Annotated in this window: 18 protein-coding genes; 12 read left to right on the top strand and 6 right to left on the bottom strand. The window is 55.5% G+C overall.

The window, feature by feature from the left end:
• Positions 1–282 precede the first annotated feature (282 nt).
• The gene (pth, locus tag HH216_RS00810) at positions 283–843 is read right to left on the bottom strand and encodes an aminoacyl-tRNA hydrolase (RefSeq protein ID WP_169549062.1); all 561 of its coding nucleotides are present in this window, start codon (positions 841–843) and stop codon (positions 283–285) included.
• A gap of 107 nt (positions 844–950) precedes the next feature.
• Between pth and pyrR the strand changes: the two genes are divergently transcribed.
• From pyrR to HH216_RS00790, 4 genes are all read left to right on the top strand, one after another.
• Positions 951–1,490 carry a bifunctional pyr operon transcriptional regulator/uracil phosphoribosyltransferase PyrR gene (gene pyrR, locus HH216_RS00805; protein ID WP_169549061.1) on the top strand — a complete coding sequence of 180 codons (540 nt, stop codon included), beginning with the start codon at positions 951–953 and terminating at the stop codon, positions 1,488–1,490.
• A 107-nt stretch (positions 1,491–1,597) separates the two neighbouring features.
• A complete protein-coding gene (locus tag HH216_RS00800) occupies positions 1,598–4,174 on the top strand; it encodes a DUF5686 and carboxypeptidase-like regulatory domain-containing protein (protein ID WP_169549060.1) in 2,577 nt (858 codons plus the stop codon).
• A 329-nt stretch (positions 4,175–4,503) separates the two neighbouring features.
• A complete protein-coding gene (gene fdhD, locus HH216_RS00795) occupies positions 4,504–5,370 on the top strand; it encodes a formate dehydrogenase accessory sulfurtransferase FdhD (protein WP_169549059.1) in 867 nt (288 codons plus the stop codon).
• A gap of 69 nt (positions 5,371–5,439) precedes the next feature.
• Positions 5,440–5,775, top strand: a complete 336-nt coding sequence (locus tag HH216_RS00790; protein ID WP_169549058.1) for a hypothetical protein — start codon at positions 5,440–5,442, stop codon at positions 5,773–5,775.
• A gap of 175 nt (positions 5,776–5,950) precedes the next feature.
• Here HH216_RS00790 and HH216_RS00785 read toward each other — a convergent pair whose 3' ends face one another.
• Positions 5,951–6,991: an NHL domain-containing protein gene (locus tag HH216_RS00785; RefSeq protein ID WP_169549057.1), complete on the bottom strand. Its 1,041-nt coding sequence runs from the start codon at positions 6,989–6,991 to the stop codon at positions 5,951–5,953.
• Between the two features lie 321 nt (positions 6,992–7,312).
• Positions 7,313–8,176, bottom strand: a complete 864-nt coding sequence (locus HH216_RS00780) for a diacylglycerol/lipid kinase family protein (RefSeq protein WP_169549056.1) — start codon at positions 8,174–8,176, stop codon at positions 7,313–7,315.
• Between the two features lie 69 nt (positions 8,177–8,245).
• Between HH216_RS00780 and HH216_RS00775 the strand changes: the two genes are divergently transcribed.
• The 5 genes from HH216_RS00775 (at position 8,246) to HH216_RS00760 (ending at position 13,966) form a co-directional block, all read left to right on the top strand.
• Positions 8,246–9,295, top strand: coding sequence for an App1 family protein (locus tag HH216_RS00775; RefSeq protein WP_169549055.1), 1,050 nt, complete (start codon positions 8,246–8,248; stop codon positions 9,293–9,295).
• An 18-nt stretch (positions 9,296–9,313) separates the two neighbouring features.
• Positions 9,314–11,401: an FdhF/YdeP family oxidoreductase gene (locus HH216_RS00770; protein ID WP_332871443.1), complete on the top strand. Its 2,088-nt coding sequence runs from the start codon at positions 9,314–9,316 to the stop codon at positions 11,399–11,401.
• 5 nt (positions 11,402–11,406) lie between these two features.
• A complete protein-coding gene (locus HH216_RS26515; RefSeq protein WP_332871442.1) occupies positions 11,407–11,673 on the top strand; it encodes a hypothetical protein in 267 nt (88 codons plus the stop codon).
• A 115-nt stretch (positions 11,674–11,788) separates the two neighbouring features.
• The gene (locus HH216_RS00765; protein WP_254448624.1) at positions 11,789–13,390 is read left to right on the top strand and encodes a catalase; all 1,602 of its coding nucleotides are present in this window, start codon (positions 11,789–11,791) and stop codon (positions 13,388–13,390) included.
• An 87-nt stretch (positions 13,391–13,477) separates the two neighbouring features.
• On the top strand, positions 13,478–13,966 hold the full coding sequence (locus HH216_RS00760) for an ankyrin repeat domain-containing protein (RefSeq protein WP_169549054.1): 489 nt from the start codon (positions 13,478–13,480) through the stop codon (positions 13,964–13,966).
• Between the two features lie 169 nt (positions 13,967–14,135).
• On the opposite strand, the gene HH216_RS00755 is transcribed toward HH216_RS00760, so the two are convergent.
• Together HH216_RS00755 and HH216_RS00750 are read right to left on the bottom strand one after the other, a co-directional pair.
• Positions 14,136–14,987 carry a sugar phosphate isomerase/epimerase family protein gene (locus tag HH216_RS00755; protein ID WP_169549053.1) on the bottom strand — a complete coding sequence of 284 codons (852 nt, stop codon included), beginning with the start codon at positions 14,985–14,987 and terminating at the stop codon, positions 14,136–14,138.
• A gap of 168 nt (positions 14,988–15,155) precedes the next feature.
• Positions 15,156–16,226, bottom strand: a complete 1,071-nt coding sequence (locus HH216_RS00750) for a M42 family metallopeptidase (protein ID WP_169549052.1) — start codon at positions 16,224–16,226, stop codon at positions 15,156–15,158.
• Positions 16,227–16,517: 291 nt separating this feature from the next.
• Here HH216_RS00750 and HH216_RS00745 point away from each other — a divergent pair, with 291 nt between their 5' ends.
• Both HH216_RS00745 and HH216_RS00740 read left to right on the top strand, forming a co-directional pair.
• Positions 16,518–17,096, top strand: coding sequence for a DinB family protein (locus tag HH216_RS00745; RefSeq protein ID WP_169549051.1), 579 nt, complete (start codon positions 16,518–16,520; stop codon positions 17,094–17,096).
• Positions 17,096–17,788 carry a pseudouridine synthase gene (locus HH216_RS00740; RefSeq protein ID WP_169549050.1) on the top strand — a complete coding sequence of 231 codons (693 nt, stop codon included), beginning with the start codon at positions 17,096–17,098 and terminating at the stop codon, positions 17,786–17,788. Before HH216_RS00745 ends, HH216_RS00740 begins: the two co-directional genes overlap by 1 nt.
• A gap of 64 nt (positions 17,789–17,852) precedes the next feature.
• On the opposite strand, the gene HH216_RS00735 is transcribed toward HH216_RS00740, so the two are convergent.
• Positions 17,853–19,178, bottom strand: a complete 1,326-nt coding sequence (locus HH216_RS00735; RefSeq protein WP_169549049.1) for a DEAD/DEAH box helicase — start codon at positions 19,176–19,178, stop codon at positions 17,853–17,855.
• Between the two features lie 151 nt (positions 19,179–19,329).
• On the opposite strand from HH216_RS00735, the gene HH216_RS00730 reads away from it, so the two are divergent.
• Positions 19,330–19,587 (top strand): hypothetical protein, encoded by a 258-nt coding sequence (locus tag HH216_RS00730; RefSeq protein ID WP_169549048.1) that lies wholly within the window; start codon positions 19,330–19,332, stop codon positions 19,585–19,587.
• The last annotated feature ends 39 nt before the right edge of the window (positions 19,588–19,626 follow it).

Genomic DNA, 19,626 nt, shown 5'->3' with positions numbered 1-19,626 from the left:
CGATTCGTTCACCGATTACACAACTATAACGACTCAATTCTCTGTTTTGTTCTATTTCCCTTGTGGCTAAAGAACATACAAATCTCGCCAGAAGTTTTTAGAATGCAAACATGCGTAAAAGCCGTGTCAGAATTATGTTCCGCAAAAAATATCGCGTTTTGGCGATATTCCGAATAAAAAATAGGTAAAATGGGCTTAATTGATAGCATTTGCCTACCTAAGAAAAAATAGCCCACCATATATGTGCTATTGAAATAATGCAAAATTCTTTAAAAAGTTATATCATTGGTTGTAATTATTCATGGCGTTCTGTATGCCCATAGTACAAAAAGCCACGACGGCGTCGCCTGCCTTGTCGAGGTAGTCAGGTAGCTGGATCATTTCGTCCTCGGAAAACTCGCCCAGCACGAAATCGATTTGCCGTCCCTTCGCAAAATTACTCCCTATGCCAAGGCGTAGCCGGGCGTATTCCTGCGTGCCCAGCAGTTCGTCGATATTCCGCAGTCCATTATGTCCGCCAGCCGAACCTTTGGGCTTGAGTCGGAGCTTCGCAAACGGCAAATCTTTATCATCCGACAGGACGAGCAGGTTCTCGACGGGTATGTTTTCCTGCTTCAGATAGTACTGCACCGCCTTACCGCTCAGGTTCATAAACGTGGTTGGTTTCACGAAAAAGAACTGCTTGCCTTTGTACGACCATTTGGCGGTGAAGGCCAGCCGGGTCAGCGAAAACGAAAAGCCATGTTGGGCCGCCAGTCGGTCGAGAACCATAAAGCCCGCATTGTGGCGGGTGAGTGCATATTCGGGGCCAACGTTGCCTAGCCCAACGATCAGAAATTTCACAGTATCGGCAGATGAAAGATGTCTGCTGCAAAGGTCCGGCAAAAGGGTATGCGAAAAAAGCGTCCGGCCAATCGGTAAACTGCAAACCGACCCCTTACTTTTGGGCTATGAATCAACAACGCCTGATTTTAGCCAGTCCGTTACTCGAAATTGTCGTAAGTCGACTGGCGCAGCAGCTCATTGAGAATCACCAGGATTTTACCGATACGGTGCTGCTGGGCATGCAGCCGCGCGGCATTTATTTCGCTGAGCGCGTTAGCCGCGAACTAAGCCGCACTCTGGGCCGCGAGGTACCGCTGGGGTATCTGGACGCGACCTTTTACCGGGACGACTTCCGCCGGCGCGACACCCCCCTGCGCCCCAATACGACGCACGTACCATTTGTGATCGAAAACAAACGCGTTATCCTGATCGACGATGTGCTGGCGACGGGCCGGATGGTGCGGGCGGCCCTCGACGCTATGACCGCGTTCGGGCGTCCCCGCAAGGTCGAGCTGCTGGTCCTGATCGACCGCCGTTATAACCGCGACCTGCCGATCAAGCCCGATTATACTGGTATGAAAGTCAACACGCTGGAGTCGCAGCGCGTGCTGGTCGAGTGGACGGAGCAGGGCGCTGATGCTGACCGAATCTGGCTGGTTGGCTGATCGGCAATCTCGCTGTTTAAAATTATATTAAATAAGTATTCGCCGGGTAACACCCGAGTAGGAATTACTGAGTAGTACGCGTAAATTGGCTGACCTTTTTTTCTCGCATGGAAAAACGTTTACGTACGCTTACTTTCTTCTTACTGGCTGGTTTACTGCTGTGTTTGAGCGGGCAACTATACGCGCAAACGACCTACTCAGTTACCGGACTCGTTACCGATGCCAAAACGGGTGAACCCGTTCCGTTTGCCAGCGTAGCGCTGGTGGGAAAACGCGTCGGCACCATCACCGACGAGAAGGGTCGCTACACATTGCGCACCAACGTACTGAGCGATTCGCTGGTGGTCAGCTCGATGGGGTACGCCAACACGCGCCGGGCGATCGACGGCGAACGGCTCACGCAGGCGATCGACGTGCAACTGCCCATGTCGGCAGGAAACGCCTTGCAGGAAGTGGTCGTGCGGGCAGGGGAGAACCCGGCTTTTCGCGTACTGCGGCAGGTGCGCAAGAACCGGTCGCTCAACGACCGCAGCCGACTGAAAGCCTACGAGTACGACAGCTATCAGAAAACCGAAATGGCCCTGAGTCACCTAACCGACCGGATGCGGCAGACCGGCCTTTTCCGGAAGATCAATCAGGCGATGAGTCAGGTCGATTCGATTGTCGACAGTGAAGGAAACCGGCTGCTGCCACTGCTGGTGTCGGAATCGGTAACGCATACGTACTACCGCACCGGCCCGCAGCGTCGGCGCGAAGACGTTCGCAAGACCCGTATTCGGGGAGTAGCCGTCGATGATGCGGGCGTAAGCTCGCAACTGCTGGGCGGTACCAGTCTGGCCAGTCAAAATTTTTACGACAACTACATTCCGATTCTGGGTAAAGATTTCGCGTCGCCCATCGGCGACAACTGGCGGAACTGGTACGAATTCTTCCTGGCCGATACAACCCAGATTGGCGACCATATCTGCTACGAAATCCAGTTCGACCCCAAGCGCCCCGAAGACCTCGCCTTCACGGGAAAAGCCTGGATCGACACCAGTTCATTTGCGCTTTGCGAAATCGAAGCCCGAATCGGTAGCCGGGCTAACCTCAACTACGTCCGGGCGCTGACGATCGAGCAGGAACTCGAACCAACGCCCGACTCGACGGGAGCCAAAACGAAAGAAGGATGGTTGCCGGTTGGATTGAAGCTCACCGCCGATCTGACGGGGGTGGGTAAGCAGTCGCTCGGTATACGGGCGCAGGTAACACTGCGCAACAGCAACGTGGTGGTCAATCAGCCAAAGCCGGTACTGTTTTACGAACAGCCTATCGAGCCGAGCGATACCGTTGCGACGACTAACGAAGCGTACTGGCGCACCGTGCAGCGTACGCTGGCCGGGCCCGACTCGCTGAACAAGGCCGATCAGAAATCCCGGATGATGATCGAAACGCTGCGCTCTGTACCGGCCGTGCGAACGGCCGAGGCCGTGGGGCAGATTGCCGTAACGGGCTTTCTGAAAGTGGGAAGCTTCGATTTGGGGCCATATCCGTATCTGTTTGCCGTCAACACGGTCGAAGGGCTGCGGACCCGTGTTGGTTTTCGGACGAATGAAGATTTCAGCCGTCATCTGGTCCTGCGGGGATATCTGGCCTATGGTACGCTCGACAAGGAATTTAAGTACGGTGTCGAAGCCGATTACCTGATTTCGCGGCAGCACTGGACACAGATCGGTGTTCGGATGAGCTACGACCTCGAACGGCTGGGCCTGACGCCCGAACTGATCGGTGGTAACCGGATTTTCTACGCACTGAGTCGGTTTGGCCGCTATCGCGGTGCCTACCAGAGCAAACAGAAGGAAGCGTTCTTCGTGACGGAGCCGGTGAAAGGTATTATGCTACGGGCAATGGTTGGCAGCCGAACGTTCGACCCGCTGTTTCCCTACGCGTATCGCAGTAGCCCCGACATGGGCGATCAGTCGCCCCTGCGCTCCGACATCAACGATGCCTATTGGGCGATCGAAGCGCGGCTGGCCCGGAAGGAAAAGTACATCATGGACGGCAACGAGCGCATCACGCTCGGCACCAAGCGTGCCCCCGTCCTGACGGTTCGGTACACGCGCGGCACAACCGGGTTGGGGTCTGACTTCAATTACAGCCGGATCACTCTGCGGGCGCAGCAAACCCTCCGGCTGGGACCGCTGGGCCGGATGACGTATCTGCTATCGGCTGGGTTTACGCCGTCGACGCTGCCCGCTCCGCTGCTGTTTCCGCACATCGGTAACCCAACGCCCCTGCTGACGGTCAACACCTTCAACCGGATGCAGTTCTACGAATTTGTCAGCGATCGGTTTGTGGCCGTTCATATGCAGCACCGGTTCGAGGGTTTTCTGTTTAACCGCCTGCCGGGTATCCGCAAGTTGAACTGGCGACTGGTTGCAAACGCTGATATGCTGTGGGGAAGTCTGTCGCAGGCCAATCAGGATCTGGAAAGCAACAAGATGCTGCCGAACGGCCAACGACCTATTCACTTCGGGCACCTTGACCCCAGCGTTCCGTATGTAGAACTGGGCTACGGTATCGATAATATCTTCAAAATTTTCCGGGTACAGGCTGTTCACCGGCTGACGTATCTGGAGCCGGGGCCGAACAACATCCCGACCAATCGGTTCGCTATCAAAGCGGCTGCGTCGATCAGTTTTTAGGAGAGGATACTTCCCCCGCCGGTATTACCTAGCATCGCCTGTCGGACAGCCTTGCTCTTAAGAGGTTTTTTGGGGAAGTAATTTTGTCATCCCGACGCAGGAGGGATCTTCGTTAACAGGCAGATTTTATCTGCTTTTAGCGAAGATCCCTCCTGCGTCGGGATGACAAAAACGGCGACTTGAAGACCTCAAAACACTTCCCCGAACAACCTCTCAAGAGGCTGGAGGTAACCGACTAGTCCGGTAGTTTCACCTAAGCAGCAACCCGCCGATTTAATCTTTTCGGTGTCGAATGGGTTATGCTATCGATACCTAAACCACCGTTTCGTATGTCTCTTGTCGCGCCCATTACCATCCGAAAAGTTACCGGCGATTCTATCGTTGAAAAGCCTGACCTGCTGGCCGTTGAAGAACCCCTCGAAATCCGGCTGGGGTTCGGCCCCATGCACGACCGGCAGCAGCGCAGCGTATCGGTCACGATGCGGACGCCCGGCCACGATGAAGAACTGGCAATGGGGTTTCTGTACACGGAAGGCATCGTTCATCAGCGCGAAGACATCGTATCGTGCCGCCACTGCGTGCAGGATGAAGCCAAGGAAGGTAACGTGCTGCGCGTTGAACTGAAGCCCGACGTACTGGTCGACTGGGCCCGGCTGGAGCGTAACACGTTCACGTCGTCGAGCTGCGGGCTGTGCGGAAAGGCGACTATCGAAGCGGTGATGGCCGAAACCGCCGGGCCGGTCGAGTCGGATCTGCTGCTCGACGCGGCTATACTGCACGCCCTGCCCGATCGCGTCCGCGATGCACAACGGGCCTTTGCCTACACGGGTGGTATTCACGCTGCTGCACTGTTCGACACCGACGGTACGATCCTGCTGGTGCGCGAAGACATCGGCCGGCACAACGCCCTCGACAAATTGATTGGGGCGGCTTTCTGGCAGGGCTGGCTACCACTGCACACGCACGGTGTTTTCCTGAGCGGCCGTATTGGCGTTGAACTCGTACAGAAAAGCTGGAAAGCGAGTATTGGCCTGCTGGGCGCGGTGGGTGCCCCGTCGAGTCTGGCCGTGCAGATGGCGCAGGAAGCCGGTATCACGCTGGCTGGATTCGTCCGCGATGACCGATTCAACATCTACACCGAACCGCAACGCATTCGTGTGGGTGAGCAGGTCGTTCTACAGGCTCCGGTTGGTTGAATTATCGCCATTTTAATAGCCGTTTTGTCGAACAGCGGGTTGGATAGGTAAAACCAACGAGTCGACGTAATGAAAACGAAACTGATAATGGGCGTGCTGCTGTTTACGGCGGTATCCTTCAGCGCACAGGCGCAATACGACCGCAAAAAAGCCGAGAAGAACGCGGATGTCGGCTCGGTAGCGAAAAACCAAGTCAACGACGTAACAAAGAAAGGGGGCGGCAACGCGGGCAAAACCAGCAATGGCGTCAAAAGTGAAGGTGTACACACAAACGGTGAGCAGATGAAGCCCGACACCCGGTCAATCTATGACCGGCCGTCGAAGAAATCATCGTCGGCGACAGCGGGTAAAGGGAAAGAAGCCAAGAGTAATAGCAGCGTCAGCGCGCCACCGACAAAGAATTAAACACGGAGGCACGGAGAACGCAAAGCTGATAATCACCGGAAACGGCACAGCGCGTAGGAGGCAATGTGTTCTCCTGCATGCTGTGCCGTTTTCGGTAATTCCTGGCCTGTTTGTCTTCAGTTTTCCCGACTTGTAAGACGCAGATCGCGGACGTTTCTGTTAATAAATAAGGGTATCAGCGGAGTACAATTTTACGCACGACGCGGTTAAATCGATCCGCTGCGTACAGGTTCCCCGCTCTATCGAACGCGATGCCATTGAGTTGGTTGAACCGGGCCGTCGCGAGCGAACCATCCTGATAGCCTAAGTTAACACCGCCCGCCACGGTAGTGACCACCCCATCCGGCGTTACCTTGCGAATGGCGTCGAACGTGCTGACGTATAAATCACCCAAGGCGCCGATGGCCAGGCCATTGATAAAGCCGAAGCCCGCAGCCGTGCCAACACCGTCTTTGTCGGCTACTGCCTTTTCGTACCCGGCAAACGTAGTGACGCTACCATCGGGCGCGACTTTACGGATCAGATTCATGTCGGCAACGTACAAATTACCCCGTTGATCGGACGCCAGACTCGCTGGATTGACGAACCGGGCTGAATCAGCATCACCGTCGCGGAAACCACGCGGAACGCCCGGCTGACCTGAGAACAAGCTTACCTTGCCCGCCGGACTGATTTTATACAGACAGGTAGTGGTACTGACATACAAATTACCGCTTGCATCAAACGTCAGTCCATTGCCGTAGCCACGCGGTAAAACGGTAAACGTACTAACCTGCCCATCGGGCGTGATTTTGCGGACCTGACTGGTATATTCGACCGCATAGCAGTTGCCATCTGCACCGAAAGCAATGTCAGTCAGGCCGTTGAACGACGCTTTCCGGCCCTGTCCATTAACTGGATCGTGATGGTAACGAACGTAACCGGCTCCGGCCAGTGTCGTAACCACCTGATTTACGTCGACCGCTCGGATCAGATCGTTGGTGTTGTCGGCGATGTAGAGCGTTCCGGTTGGGCTAAAGGCCAGTGCCTGTGGAAAGCAGAACTGCGCGGAGTCGGCTTGCCCGTCCCGGTCGCCCAGCTTACCACTTCCCGCAAACGTACTTACCTCCCTGGGTTCTGCCGGGGGTGTAACGATCGGTTCGTCAACCGGTCTGGTGCAGCGTCCCGACAAAGCCAGGACAGCGATAGCGAGCAGGGGCACACTCACATACCTCATAAAAGTCGGTGTTAGACTGAGTGACCAATGATACGTCTATTTTGCGCAACTGGCAAGCAGCTAGCCAGTTAGGTTACTTTGTAGCCCATTAGTGGCTGTCCCTCAGTCTACCCCTTGTATGTTGCTTGGGGAAGCGTTGTTCGTGTCAAGAGTGTCTTTTTGTCATCCCGACGGCAGGAGGAATCTTCGCTAAAAGCAAATAAAACCGCCTGTTAGCGAAGGTCCCTCCTGCCGTCGGGATGACAAAAGCTCTATAAACAACCTCTCAATCCCGCTGTGAAGCCCGCTGTGTCCTCCGTGCCTCTGTGTTGAAAAATAGCCTTAAGCTGGTAGCCGCATCATGAGCGCGCCGGGCCGAATTTTGGCGTCGATCTCCGTAACGCGCCCTTGATACTCCCCGTCAACCTGAAAGTAAGCCTTCCGATGGGTGGCGATTTTGATGGATGTTGCCGGGAAAATTTCGATGTTTTTGCTGTCGAACGGCTGGTACCGCCAAAACAGTTTGACGATCTCCCAGACGGTAAGCCGCCGGAACACCACGATCTCAAACTTACCGTCGGACGGGTCACCGTCGGGGTTGATGACAGCCCCCGTTCCATACATCCGGGCGTTGGCCAGTACGATCATAAAGGCGGCCCGCTGCACGCATTGATCGTCGAGGTTGATTTCGACCCGCAATAATCGTCGTTTTTTCAACACCTGCATAACGCTTCGCAAATACCCCAGCTTACCCCGCAGGTTGTTGCGCTGGTAATACCGCACCAGTTGCGCGTTCAGACCCACATCGCTCAGGTGAATACACAGTTCACCGTTGACGTCGATGCAGTCGACGGGGCGGTTTTGTCCGTCGACCAGCAGGTTCAGGCTACCGTCGATGTCCTGCGGGATGTTTAGTTCGCGAGCCATGCCATTTGCCGATCCGGCGGGTAGCACGCCTAGTGGGACACCCGTATCGACAAGGTGTTCGGCGACGGATTTGATGGTACCGTCGCCCCCAACGGCCACTACGCAGTCGGGATTGACCTCCCGTATTTTCCTGGGTAGTTCAGTATCGTCGGTTTTGCCGTCGAGGTGAAACAGTTCGGTGCTGTGCGTATTGTTGGCAAAAAAGTTATGGATGGCAACCTCCCAGTCGTTTTTGCCTTTGCCGCCCGAAGCAGGATTGATCGCGAATAAAAACAGCAACTTACGTGGTGTTTACGGGTTATAGTCAATGGCTATCGACCAGGAAGGCCGAATGCCTTATCGCCGACAATGATCTCTAAACAAAACAAAGGCCCAAAAAGCCTGATTGCTCACCGTTTGTTAACATGGCTTCGGCTAAGCAACCAGCCACTGGTAAAGGTATATCGGGGATACGGCAATGATAAAGTACTGAGTATTAACGGTCATGTGCTGCGACGGAGCGCGCTGCCCAGAACAAACTACCGCGACAATAAGCTGATTAACCTGCTGGCGGTCATGCGCTTATTTCTGGTAAAGCCGTACCCCAATACCCGTGTCCGACTCAGCTGCGCCGGTCAGACGGCCGAAGTTTTTGCCGATGAAAACGGGTTTTTTCAGTGCGATTTACCCCTGCCTGCCCCGCTTTCGCCCGGCTGGCATCCCGTCCGGGCGGAACTGCTGTCGCAGACGCTGCCGACGGAAACGGTACTGGGCACCGGCGAAGGAAAAGTCCTGATCCCGGCCCCTACAACCTTCGCCTGCATCTCCGATATCGACGATACATTTCTGGTGTCGCACTCCGCAACCATTGCCAAACGGCTGCTGGTGTTGCTGACCGAAAACGCACACAGCCGCGACCCATTCGACGGGGTGGTCGCTCATTATCAGTTGCTGGCGCAGGCCGACAGCGGCCCGGCAACCAACCCGTTTTTCTACGTGTCGAGCAGTGAATGGAACCTGTACGATTACATTCTGGAGTTTTCGGAGCAGAACGGCCTGCCCGATGGCGTGTACCTGCTGAGTAAGCTCAAGCAGTTTCACCAACTCCTCCAGACGGGCAAAACGAAACACCACACCAAGTTCGACCGGATCAAACGTATACTGGAGACGTACCCCGATATGCGCTTTATTCTGCTGGGCGACGATTCGCAGCAGGACCCCGTAATTTATTCGTCGGTGGTACAGCAGTTTTGTCACCAAATTAGTTGTGTATACATACGTCGGATCAAACCCGCGAACCGGGCGGCAACCGAAGCCCTGATCGGGCAAATCGAAGCGGCTGGCGTACCATGCTGTTACTTTACTCACAGTGAAGAAGCGCACCAGCACTCGATCCGTGCGGGGCTGGTCGCTTCCTGAAAACCCTATCTGGTAAACATGAATACGAACACCCCGCCGGAAGAAATTACCGGCAATCTGGTCGTCAAAGACCCGTTTGACGATGCCGCCGGTATAACGGCCGTTATTCAGTCGGTTAAACACACGTTTGAGGGCACGGGACTTGTCCGGGGGTCGAAATCCCTGCTCAAACTCAACCAGAAAGACGGCTTCGACTGCCCGTCCTGCGCCTGGCCCGACCCCGACCATCACCGCTCGCCCATTGCGGAGTACTGCGAGAGTGGCGCGAAAGCCGTGGCCGACGAGATCATGACCAACCACACGGCATCGCCCGTGTTGTTTCAGCGGTACACGGTCGATGAGCTGCTGCAAAAACCGGACTTCTGGCTTAGTCAGCAGGGGCGCATCACGCAGCCGATGTTGCTGAAACCGGGCGAGCAACATTACAAAGCCATTAGCTGGGATGAAGCGTTCTCGACCATCGCCGATAACCTCAACGAACTCGATTCGCCCGACGAAGCGGTGTTCTACACGTCGGGTCGGGCCAGCAACGAGTCGGCGTTTCTGTACCAGTTGTTCGTCAGGATGTTTGGCACCAACAACATGCCCGACTGCTCGAACATGTGCCACGAATCGACCAGTGTAGCCCTCGCCGATACGCTGGGACTGGGTAAGGCGTCGGTGACGTACGAAGACTACGCCAAAGCCGACGTGATTATGATTATGGGGCAGAACCCCGGTACCAACTCGCCCCGGATGCTGACGGTGCTGGAAGAAGCCAAGCAAAACGGGGCTAAGATCATTTCCGTCAACCCCATTCACGAAATCGGGCTGATCAAATTCAAGAATCCGCAGAGTCCGCGCGACGTGCTGTTTGGTGGTGAGAAGCTGACGGATCTGTATTTGCAGGTGCGGATCAATTCCGACATGGCCCTGCTGAAAGCGATGTGCATAATTCTGCTCGAAGAGGAGGAGAAAACGCCGGGGCAAGTGCTCGACCGCGACTTTATCGAGCAATACACGTCGGGTTTCGAGTCGTTCAAAAAGAGCCTGTCGCAGTTTAGCCTGAACGAGATGGCAGCGCAGTGCGGGGTGCCGCTGGAGCAGATTCGCGAAGCGGTCGGTATGTTCCGCAACACCCGCAAATTCATCATCTGCTGGGCGATGGGCCTGACGCAGCACCGCAATTCGGTTGATACGCTCAATGAAGTGGTGAATCTGTTGCTGCTGAAAGGAAGTATCGGTATCGAAGGGGGCGGGGCCAGCCCGATTCGCGGCCACTCCAACGTGCAGGGCGACCGGACGGTGGGCGTGTGGGAGAAACCCAAGCCGGAATTCCTCGATGCGCTCCAGAAAACCTACAACTTCGAGCCACCCCGCCACAACGGATTCGACGTGGTGAAGTCGGTGAAGGCGATGCACGACGGGAAGGTCAAAACCTTCTTCGGGTTGGGTGGCAACTTTGCCCTCGCCGTGTCGGACACGAACTATGCTGCCGAAGCCATGCGTAAGCTGAAACTGACCGTGCATGTGTCGACCAAGATCAATCGGTCGCACCTGATCCACGGCGAAACGGCCCTTATTCTGCCCTGCCTGGGCCGTACTGACCACGACAATCAGGCCACGGGCGAGCAGTTTATCAGTTGCGAAAGCACGACGGGTGTAGTAGCGCAATCGCATGGTGTGGTCGATGCGGTGTCGAAAGACCTGAAAAGCGAAGTAGCAATCATCGGCGAAATGGCGAAGGCGACGCTGGGGAACACCGGTTCGCACGCCCGGCGGAATCTGCCCCCGCTGCCACATAACGTGACGACAGCCGAGTTTTGGGATGCATTTGTCGGCAACTACGATCTTATCCGCGACGGTATCGAGAAGGTGGTGCCGGGTTTCGACAAGTACAACGAGCGGATACGCGTGCCGGGTGGGTTTTACCTGCCAAACGGTCCCCGCGTTCGGGAATTCAAAACCAGCGATGGCAAAGCCCATTTCACGGTCAACGCGCCCGACACGTACACGCTGCAACCGGGCGAACTGATGATGATGTCGATCCGGTCGCACGATCAGTTCAACACGACGATTTACGGGTACGACGACCGGTATCGGGGGTCTACGGCGAACGGCGGGTGATTTTCATGCACAAAGACGATATCGCTAACCTCGGTCTGTACGATCAGCAATTGGTTGATCTGCACAGTACGTACTACGGTAAGGTCCGCACGGCGCACAAGTTTCTGATTGTTCCGTACAACATACCGCGGGGCTGCGTAGCGACGTATTATCCCGAAACCAACGTACTGATTCCAATTGACGAAGTTGCTGAGCGAAGCAATACGCCTACGTCGAAGTCGGTCGTGATTACGGTCACGCCCGCCAGGGTGCAGGAAGCAGTAGCAGCATAGTCGATTTACGGGTTTTAGTTTTCAGCAATGCGCCGGGCCCAAACCCGGCGCATTTTTTTAAAACCATTAGCGGTACTAACCCGTTGAAATTTATACTACTTTATCTATAGTGATTATGGAAAACTCGCAAAACGGCAACTCGACCGAACCAAAATACGGCGATACTGGCCTGAAACCGCAGGACAAGCCCGTAGACCAGACCTTAACGACCCGTCAGGGACATCCATTAACGCACAATCAGAACGTCAGAACGGTAGGTAGTCGTGGGCCCACGACGCTGGAAAACTATCCGTTCCTTGAAAAAATAAGCCATTTCGACCGGGAGCGCATACCCGAACGTGTCGTACACGCGCGCGGTGCCGGTGCGCACGGTGTGTTTGAAGCATACGGTACGGTAGGCGATGAACCGATCAGCAATTATACGCGGGCGAAACTCTTTCAGGAGAAAGGAAAGCAAACGCCTGTGTTTGTCCGGTTTTCGTCGGTGATTCACGGCGGGCACTCGCCCGAAACGCTGCGTGACCCGCGTGGTTTTGCGGTAAAGTTTTATACCGAAGATGGCAACTGGGACCTTGTTGGCAACAACCTGAAGGTGTTCTTTATCCGTGACGCTATGAAGTTCCCGGACCTGGTTCACGCGTTTAAACCCGACCCAATTACCAACCGGCAGGACGGCCACCGTATTTTTGATTTTATCAGCAATACGCCGGAAGCCCTGCATATGATTACGTTCCTGTTTTCGCCCTGGGGTATTCCGGCCAACTACCGGCAGATGCAGGGTTCGGGCGTGAATACGTACAAATGGGTTAACGAAGCGGGAGAGGGTGTGCTGGTGAAATACCACTGGGAGCCGAAACAGGGTATCAAGAACCTGACGCAACCGGAAGCCGAAAAAATTCAGGCGAAGAACTTCAACCACGCCACGCAGGACCTGTACGACGCTATCGAAGCCGGTAATTTCCCGCAGTGGGAGTTGCTGGTGCAGATCATGAGCGACGATGAGCATCCCGAACTGGATTTCGACCCGCTCGACGATACCAAGCTATGGCCCGAAGATCAGTTCCCCTGGTTGCCGGTTGGGGTGATGACGCTCAACAAAAACCCTGAGAACTACTTCCATGAAGTAGAGCAGGTAGCATTTGGCACGGGTGTGCTGGTCGATGGGCTCGACTTCTCGGACGACAAGATGCTACAGGGCCGGACGTTCTCGTACTCGGACACGCAGCGTTACCGCGTCGGTACCAACTACCTGCAACTGCCGATCAACGCGCCCCGGAAGCACGTTGCCACGAATCAGCGCGACGGGCAGATGGCCTACCGCGTCGATACGGCACCGGGTCAGAACAAGCACGTCAACTACGAACCGTCGTCGATGAACGGGCTCAAGGAAGCACCGAAAAAGTATGCTGAGCACCAGCCATATATTGCCGGTAATCTGGTTCGTCAGCCAATCGACCGGACCAACAATTTCAAGCAGGCGGGCGAACGCTACCGACTGCATGAGGACTGGGAGCGCGACGACCTGATCAATAACCTGGTCAGCACGATCGCTGGCGCGGAGCAGCATATTCAGGACAAAATGGTCGAGCTGTTTACGCAGTGCGACGAGGACTACGGTCGGCGGGTGCGCGACGGGCTCGACAGGGCCAGAAACGCCAACGAAAAATCGACTCCCGAAGAAGCCGAAGAAATGGCTCACTCGGCTCAGCCGTATTAACCGGACCAGACAGAGATGAAGTGAACTATCCCGCAGTTACTTGGTTGTAGCTGCGGGATAGTTTTTGTCAATAAACTCCATTCACCTATGTCTTTTTATTCTGCCCGCCCCGAAGATCTATTGATTGATGCCGCCCGGAAAGGCGACGTAACGCAGATCAACCAGCTACTTGCCGAAGGCGTCGACGTCAACGCTACCGATGGCCGTGGGTTTACACCGCTGGTCATTGCTGCTTACGACAACCACATCGACGCGGCCAAAGCCCTGATTGCGGCTGGTGCCGACGTCAACAAGCAGGACGGTAGTGGCAATTCGGCCCTGATGGGCGTCAGTTTTAAAGGCTACGCCGAGGTTGCGCAGCTGCTCATCGACAAGGGGGCCGACCTCAACCTATTGAACGGCAACAACGGAACGGCATTGATGTTTGCCACGATCTTCGGCCGCAACAACCTCGTCAAGCTCCTGCTCGACAACGGCGCCGACACTTCAATCCGCGACTCGCGCGGCCTCAGCGTCCGGGACCTCGCCGTCCAGCAGGGCAACCAGGAAGCGCTGGCGTTGCTGGAGGGAAAATAACCTCACCCCCCTGCCCCCTCTCCTAAAACAGGAGAGGGGGTGCAGCCATACGATAGTCCCACCGCTCACAAACCAGAAGCTAGAAAGCAGTCTGTAAAAAAAAGCCCCTCTCCCGTTTTGGGAGAGGGGCGGTCCGACGTGTCGGTTGGGGTGAGGGAAAGCGGCAAACTCAGAATACCAACTTCCTCACGCCGGCCATTGAAGCACGAACGCTTTCGAGGGGCGTTTGCGAACCGTATTCTTCTACCTCAACGAAGAAGTGTTTGACGCCGGCGCGCTGGGCTGCACCCAGGATCGGGGTCATTTTCAGATCGCCCTTGCCCAATACCGTCGATACTTTGTGGTCTTTGGGATCGCGGTCTTTGATGTGGGCCATCGTAAACCGACCGGGGTATTTGTTGAAGTACGTCACCGGGTCTTTGTCGGCGGCTATCACCCAAAAAATATCGAGTTCGAACGTGACCAGCTTGGGGTCGGTGCCGCGAGCCAGCGTGTCGAACGGAACCATACCGTCCATTTCGGTGAACGGGTAATCGTGGTTGTGGTAACCGAACATGAGGTTCGACTTCTGCGCCAGTTCGCCGTACTTGTTGAACTCGTCGGCAACCTTACGGAAACCGCCCATGTTTTCGCGCATCTCCTTCGGGATTGAAGACACCGTGAAATACTTGAAACCGGCTTCAGCGGCTTCGTTCATGTATTTCTCCATGTCGGGTTCTATACCCGTATGCGTGCTGATCGGCGTCAGGCCCAGGCTGTTCAGGTAGGATTTAAACTCGGACGGCGACATGCCCCACAGAAACCCTTTGCTGCCCGGATACGACTCGATTTCCTTGTAGCCCATAGCCGCTATTTTCTTCAGCGTGCCACGCGCGTCCTTTTCCATATCATCGCGGAGTGAATACAGTTGCAGGCCGGGCTTTGGCGTGTTGGGAGCCGCCTGAAGCGCGTCGGGCAGCAGAGCCGCACCAGCCGTTAGCATACCCGCCTGTTGCAGAAATAAGCGTCGATTGAGTGTCATAAGCGTTTCGGTTTTGGGTTTTTTGGTTGAAAATAAAGCGTTTAGGGTTGGGTTTAACGTTTGTGCCGGGCCGCCGGGCGGTTCAACGTTTAAGGCTGGCAAACTAGTGTTGGTGCTTGAGCAACTCTAAACATTGAACCGCCCGGCGGCCCGGCATAAACGTTAAACTCATTTGATATACCGGAAGTCTTCGTTGCCTTTCAGCGTCAGCAGTGTCTCGTACATCAGCTTGATTACGTTCTGCACGTCTTCCATATGAACGGTTTCGACGGTCGTGTGCATATACTTGAGAGGTAGCGAAATCAGGGCGGAGGCAATACCTTCAGTGGCATAGGCGAATGCGTCAGTGTCTGTACCGGTCGACCGGCTGACGGCCTGCCGCTGGAACGCAATCTCTTTATCCGTCGCTACGTCGATCAGCATATCGAGGACGTTGTTCTGCACGGCGGGGCCGTAGCACAGCACTGGTCCGGCACCACATTTCAGGTCGCCCTGCTCTTTTTTGTCGTACTTCGGCGACTGCGTATCGTGCGTCACGTCGGTACAAATAGCGAGGTCTGGGCGGAGCCGCCGGGCAATCATCTCGGCTCCACGCAGGCCGATTTCTTCCTGCACCGCGTTGACGACGTATAGCGTGAACGGCAGCGTAACGTTGTTTTCTTTCAGCAGCCGGGCCACTTCCGCGATCATAAACCCGCCCATGCGGTTGTCGAGCGCCCGGCCGACGTAGTACCGGTTGTTCATTTCCATCAGCCCGTCGACAAACGTGCAGACGGTGCCGACGTGAATACCCATTTCCGCGACTTCCTCTTTCGTAGCCGCGCCCACGTCGATAAACAGATCGGTTACTTTGGGGGCGGTGTCTTTGGTCAGGTCGCGGACGTGGATAGCCGGCCAGCCGAATACACCTTCAACGACGCCCTTCTTCGTATGCAGATTTACCCGCATCGAGGGGGCAATCAGCGCGTCGGAGCCGCCGTTGCGCCGGACGAACAGGTAGCCGTCGTCGGAGATGTAGTTGACGAACCACGAAATCTCGTCGGAGTGGGCTTCGATAACGACTTTATAGGGTTGATCGGGATTGATGACGCCGACTGCCGTGCCGTAGGTATCAACGATATAGCTGTCGGTGTAGGGTTTGATGTAGTCGAGCCAGATCTGTTGCCCCGACGATTCAAAACCGGTCGGCGACGCGTTGTTCAGATACTGGTACAGAAACGCTTTACTGTGTTCGTTCATTGGTGCAAAAGGCGAAATGAATTAGATATGAGCCTGATTTGTAAATGTACACAGGTTTGGTTTGACATGATTACAGTCGGGCCGCCGTCGCGGATTGAGGATATTACTGGAACGCGGATTTTGCTGCCGTAGTGTCGGACGTGTAATTTGTCGCAGTGGTACACCGGTAGCCCACCCGAAGCTGTATCCTCCGGTTGTTATCTCTGAAAGCCTGTTAATCCGTCCGGCGGCCTGGCTGAAATCCTGTCCAAAAAAATCCTGTCGTATGTTTGTCTAAAACCTTAGCCGATCATGGAAAATTTATCATCGACCCCCGTAACTGGCCCCGTCACACCGGCCGAGCGTGACTATATCGTAACCGCCCTACAAACGACGCAGCAACTGCTGCACGAAGCTGTCGATGGGCTGACCGACGCGCAACTGACGTTTAAACCCAATGCTGACCGCTGGTCGATTGCCGAGTGCGTCGAGCACATTGTGCTAGTTGAGCGGGGTATTTTTCGGGCCATTCAGTATGGTATGAGTTTGCCTGCCAAGCCAGAAAAACGCAGCGAAATAAAGGTGTCGGATGTTGATTTGGTCAGAGCAACCCGTGGGCGGAGCCGACTATTGGCGGCTCCCGAGCCTTTTGTACCGACTGGCAAATATGGCGATACAAGTGCGACAGTGGCCTTGTTCGATCAGGTTCGCACTGCTGATACTGACTTTGCCCAAACAGCCGAGGGCGACCTGCGCACGCACTATTTCGACCATTTTATACTGGGTCGGCTGGATCTGTATCAGGCACTGCTGCTGATTGCGTCGCACGGGGAGCGGCACCGCAAACAGATCGACGACGTAAAAGCCACGCCCGGCTACCCACAGTCCTGATGCCCGATTTATTGCCTATTTTGTACCAGTCCGACGAATTAGTGGCCATCAACAAGCCGCACGGTTTGCTGGTGCACCGGTCGCCCATTGCCAGCGATGCCAGTGAATTTGCCGTGCAGTTGCTGCGCGATCAGCTTGGGCAGCGCGTATACCCCGTGCATCGGCTCGACCGTAAAACGGGTGGGGTGCTGCTGTTCGCGCTCAGCGACACGATGAATGCGCAGATGCAGCAGCAGTTTATGAACGGGCAGGTTGATAAAACGTACCTCGCCATCGTGCGCGGCTATACCGACGACAAACAAACTATCGACTACCCGCTCCGGCGCGACGACGGTACGGTACAGGATGCCGTGACGCATCTGCGAACGCTCCAGCGAACCGAAGTGCCGATTTCGTTTGGTAAGCATGCGACGTCGCGGTATTCGCTGGTGGAACTGAACCCTGAAACAGGGCGGATGCATCAGTTACGCAAGCACATGGCCCATATTTTGCACCCGATCATTGGCGACCGGCCCCACGGTTGCAACAAGCAGAACAAGCTGTTTCTGGAGCATTTCGATATGAACACGATGCTGCTTCACGCTCAACAGCTTCGCTTCACCCCGCCCGGTACCACGGAGCCGGTCGTCGTTACAGCCCCGCTACAGGCTGAGTTCCAGCGAATGGTTGATAGTTTAAAGTTTAACGTCTAATGTTTAAGGTTAGGCGTCGTTACGAACAACCTTGAACATTAGACGTTAAACCTTAAACCCAAATCTACTTCTTCCCGCTGCGCTTGATCGGGCGACCGTATTTGAGCCACTTCTCGGCGGCAATGTCGCGCCGGACGTTGACCTTCTGGTTTTTGGCAATCTTTTCCTGAAACGCCGACCCTGCATCGTCGGGGCGGGGTGCCGACAGGTCGATGATCTTCATGCGAACTTGTGTTTGTTCGCTGGGTAGTAACTCTGCGCTGATGACCAGATTGTCGGGTAGTTCAGCGTTGGGGATGGGCTGGTTGATGAGCGTTTCAATGGCAGCGCGCAGCTCCGCATCGGCGGGGGTAGCGAACGAAATGGCCACCCCGCTACGGTTGGCGCGACCCGTCCGGCCGACGCGGTGCACGTAGCTTTCCGGTTCCTCGGGCAGGTCGAAATTCACCACGTGCGAGATGTCGTCGATGTCCAGGCCGCGGGCCAGCAAATCCGTAGTGATCAGCATACGGATTTCGCCGGAACGGAAGCGCTCAACGGCGTCGAACCGCTTGTTCTGGGCTTTGTTGGCGTGGATAAAATCGACCTGATCGGGGAAGCGGGGCGACAGCTGATCGAACAGCAGATCGGCCATGGCTTTGCTTTCCGCGAATACCAGCACCTTGTTCATCTCGGCGTGTCGGCGCAGCAGCAGATCGAGTAAGTTGATCTTCGTATAGAAATTCGGCACTTCGTAAACGGCCTGCGTGATCGTTTCCGCCGTCGACCCAACCGGAGCCGCTTCGATGCGAACCGGATTGGCAAAATACGTGTCGAGCAACTTGTTGACGTCGTCGGTCAGGGTGGCCGAAAACAGCAGGTTCTGCCGCTTCGGTAGTAGATCGAGAATGGTCGTCAGCTGCGCCTGAAAACCCAGCGTCAGCATTTCGTCCACCTCGTCGATCACCAGCTTTTTAAGCGATTTAAGCTTAACGGTCTTGCTGACCAGCAGATCGACCAGTCGGCCGGGTGTAGCGACCAGTACGTCGGCCCCCTGCTGCACCTCGGCCTGCTGCGGCCGCAGGTTGACCCCGCCATACACACCAACGACTGCCAGATTCATGTACGTCGTCAGTTGTTTGATCGCGTCGACAACCTGCACCACCAGTTCGCGCGTCGGTACCAGAATCAGAATCTGCGTGGCGTGGTCCTTCGAAAACTGATACTGCCGTAAGCAGGGCAGAAGGTACGCCAACGTTTTACCGGTACCCGTCTGGGCAATGCCGCATACGTCGCGCCCCGACATGACGACCGAAAAGACCTGCTCCTGAATGGGCGTTGGGGTCGTATAACCCAGATCGCCGAGGGCGTTTAGCAGAGGTTTGTTCAGATTCAGATCGGCAAATGTCATGGCAACTGGTGATAACGTATATAGCCCGCAAAGGTACGGCGGATTTGGGGTCAACGCGGGAAAATAGCTGGAAGGTTCCGACGAAGCGACACAACCGGAAGCCGGTTTTCGACGTATATATCAGTAGGTTAATCCCTTGTCCGCACGATCTATGCGCTTTATCGCCGTCTTCAGTCAGCAGAATGATTATCATGCTGTCGGCTTCGATGAGCTGGCCGACGCGGCTGATTTTCTGCTGGGTGGCTATCAGGACGCGCAGCTCGTTCCCTGCGGTACGTACGACGTATTGACCGATGAAACGATTCACGTAGACACCGGTTTGTTCGAGCCGGACACCGATGCGGGTGAGTTGATTCGGCAGACGGCCCGTACGTATTTCAACAAGGCAGTAAGCCGAAATCAGGAATAAAAAAAGGCAAAGCGGGGTGCGCCTTGCCTTTTTCAGGTT

The sequence above is a fragment of the Spirosoma rhododendri genome (assembly GCF_012849055.1).
GTDB classification, from domain to species: Bacteria; Bacteroidota; Bacteroidia; order Cytophagales; family Spirosomataceae; genus Spirosoma; species Spirosoma rhododendri.
This window is presented reverse-complemented; position numbering and strand designations above follow the sequence as displayed.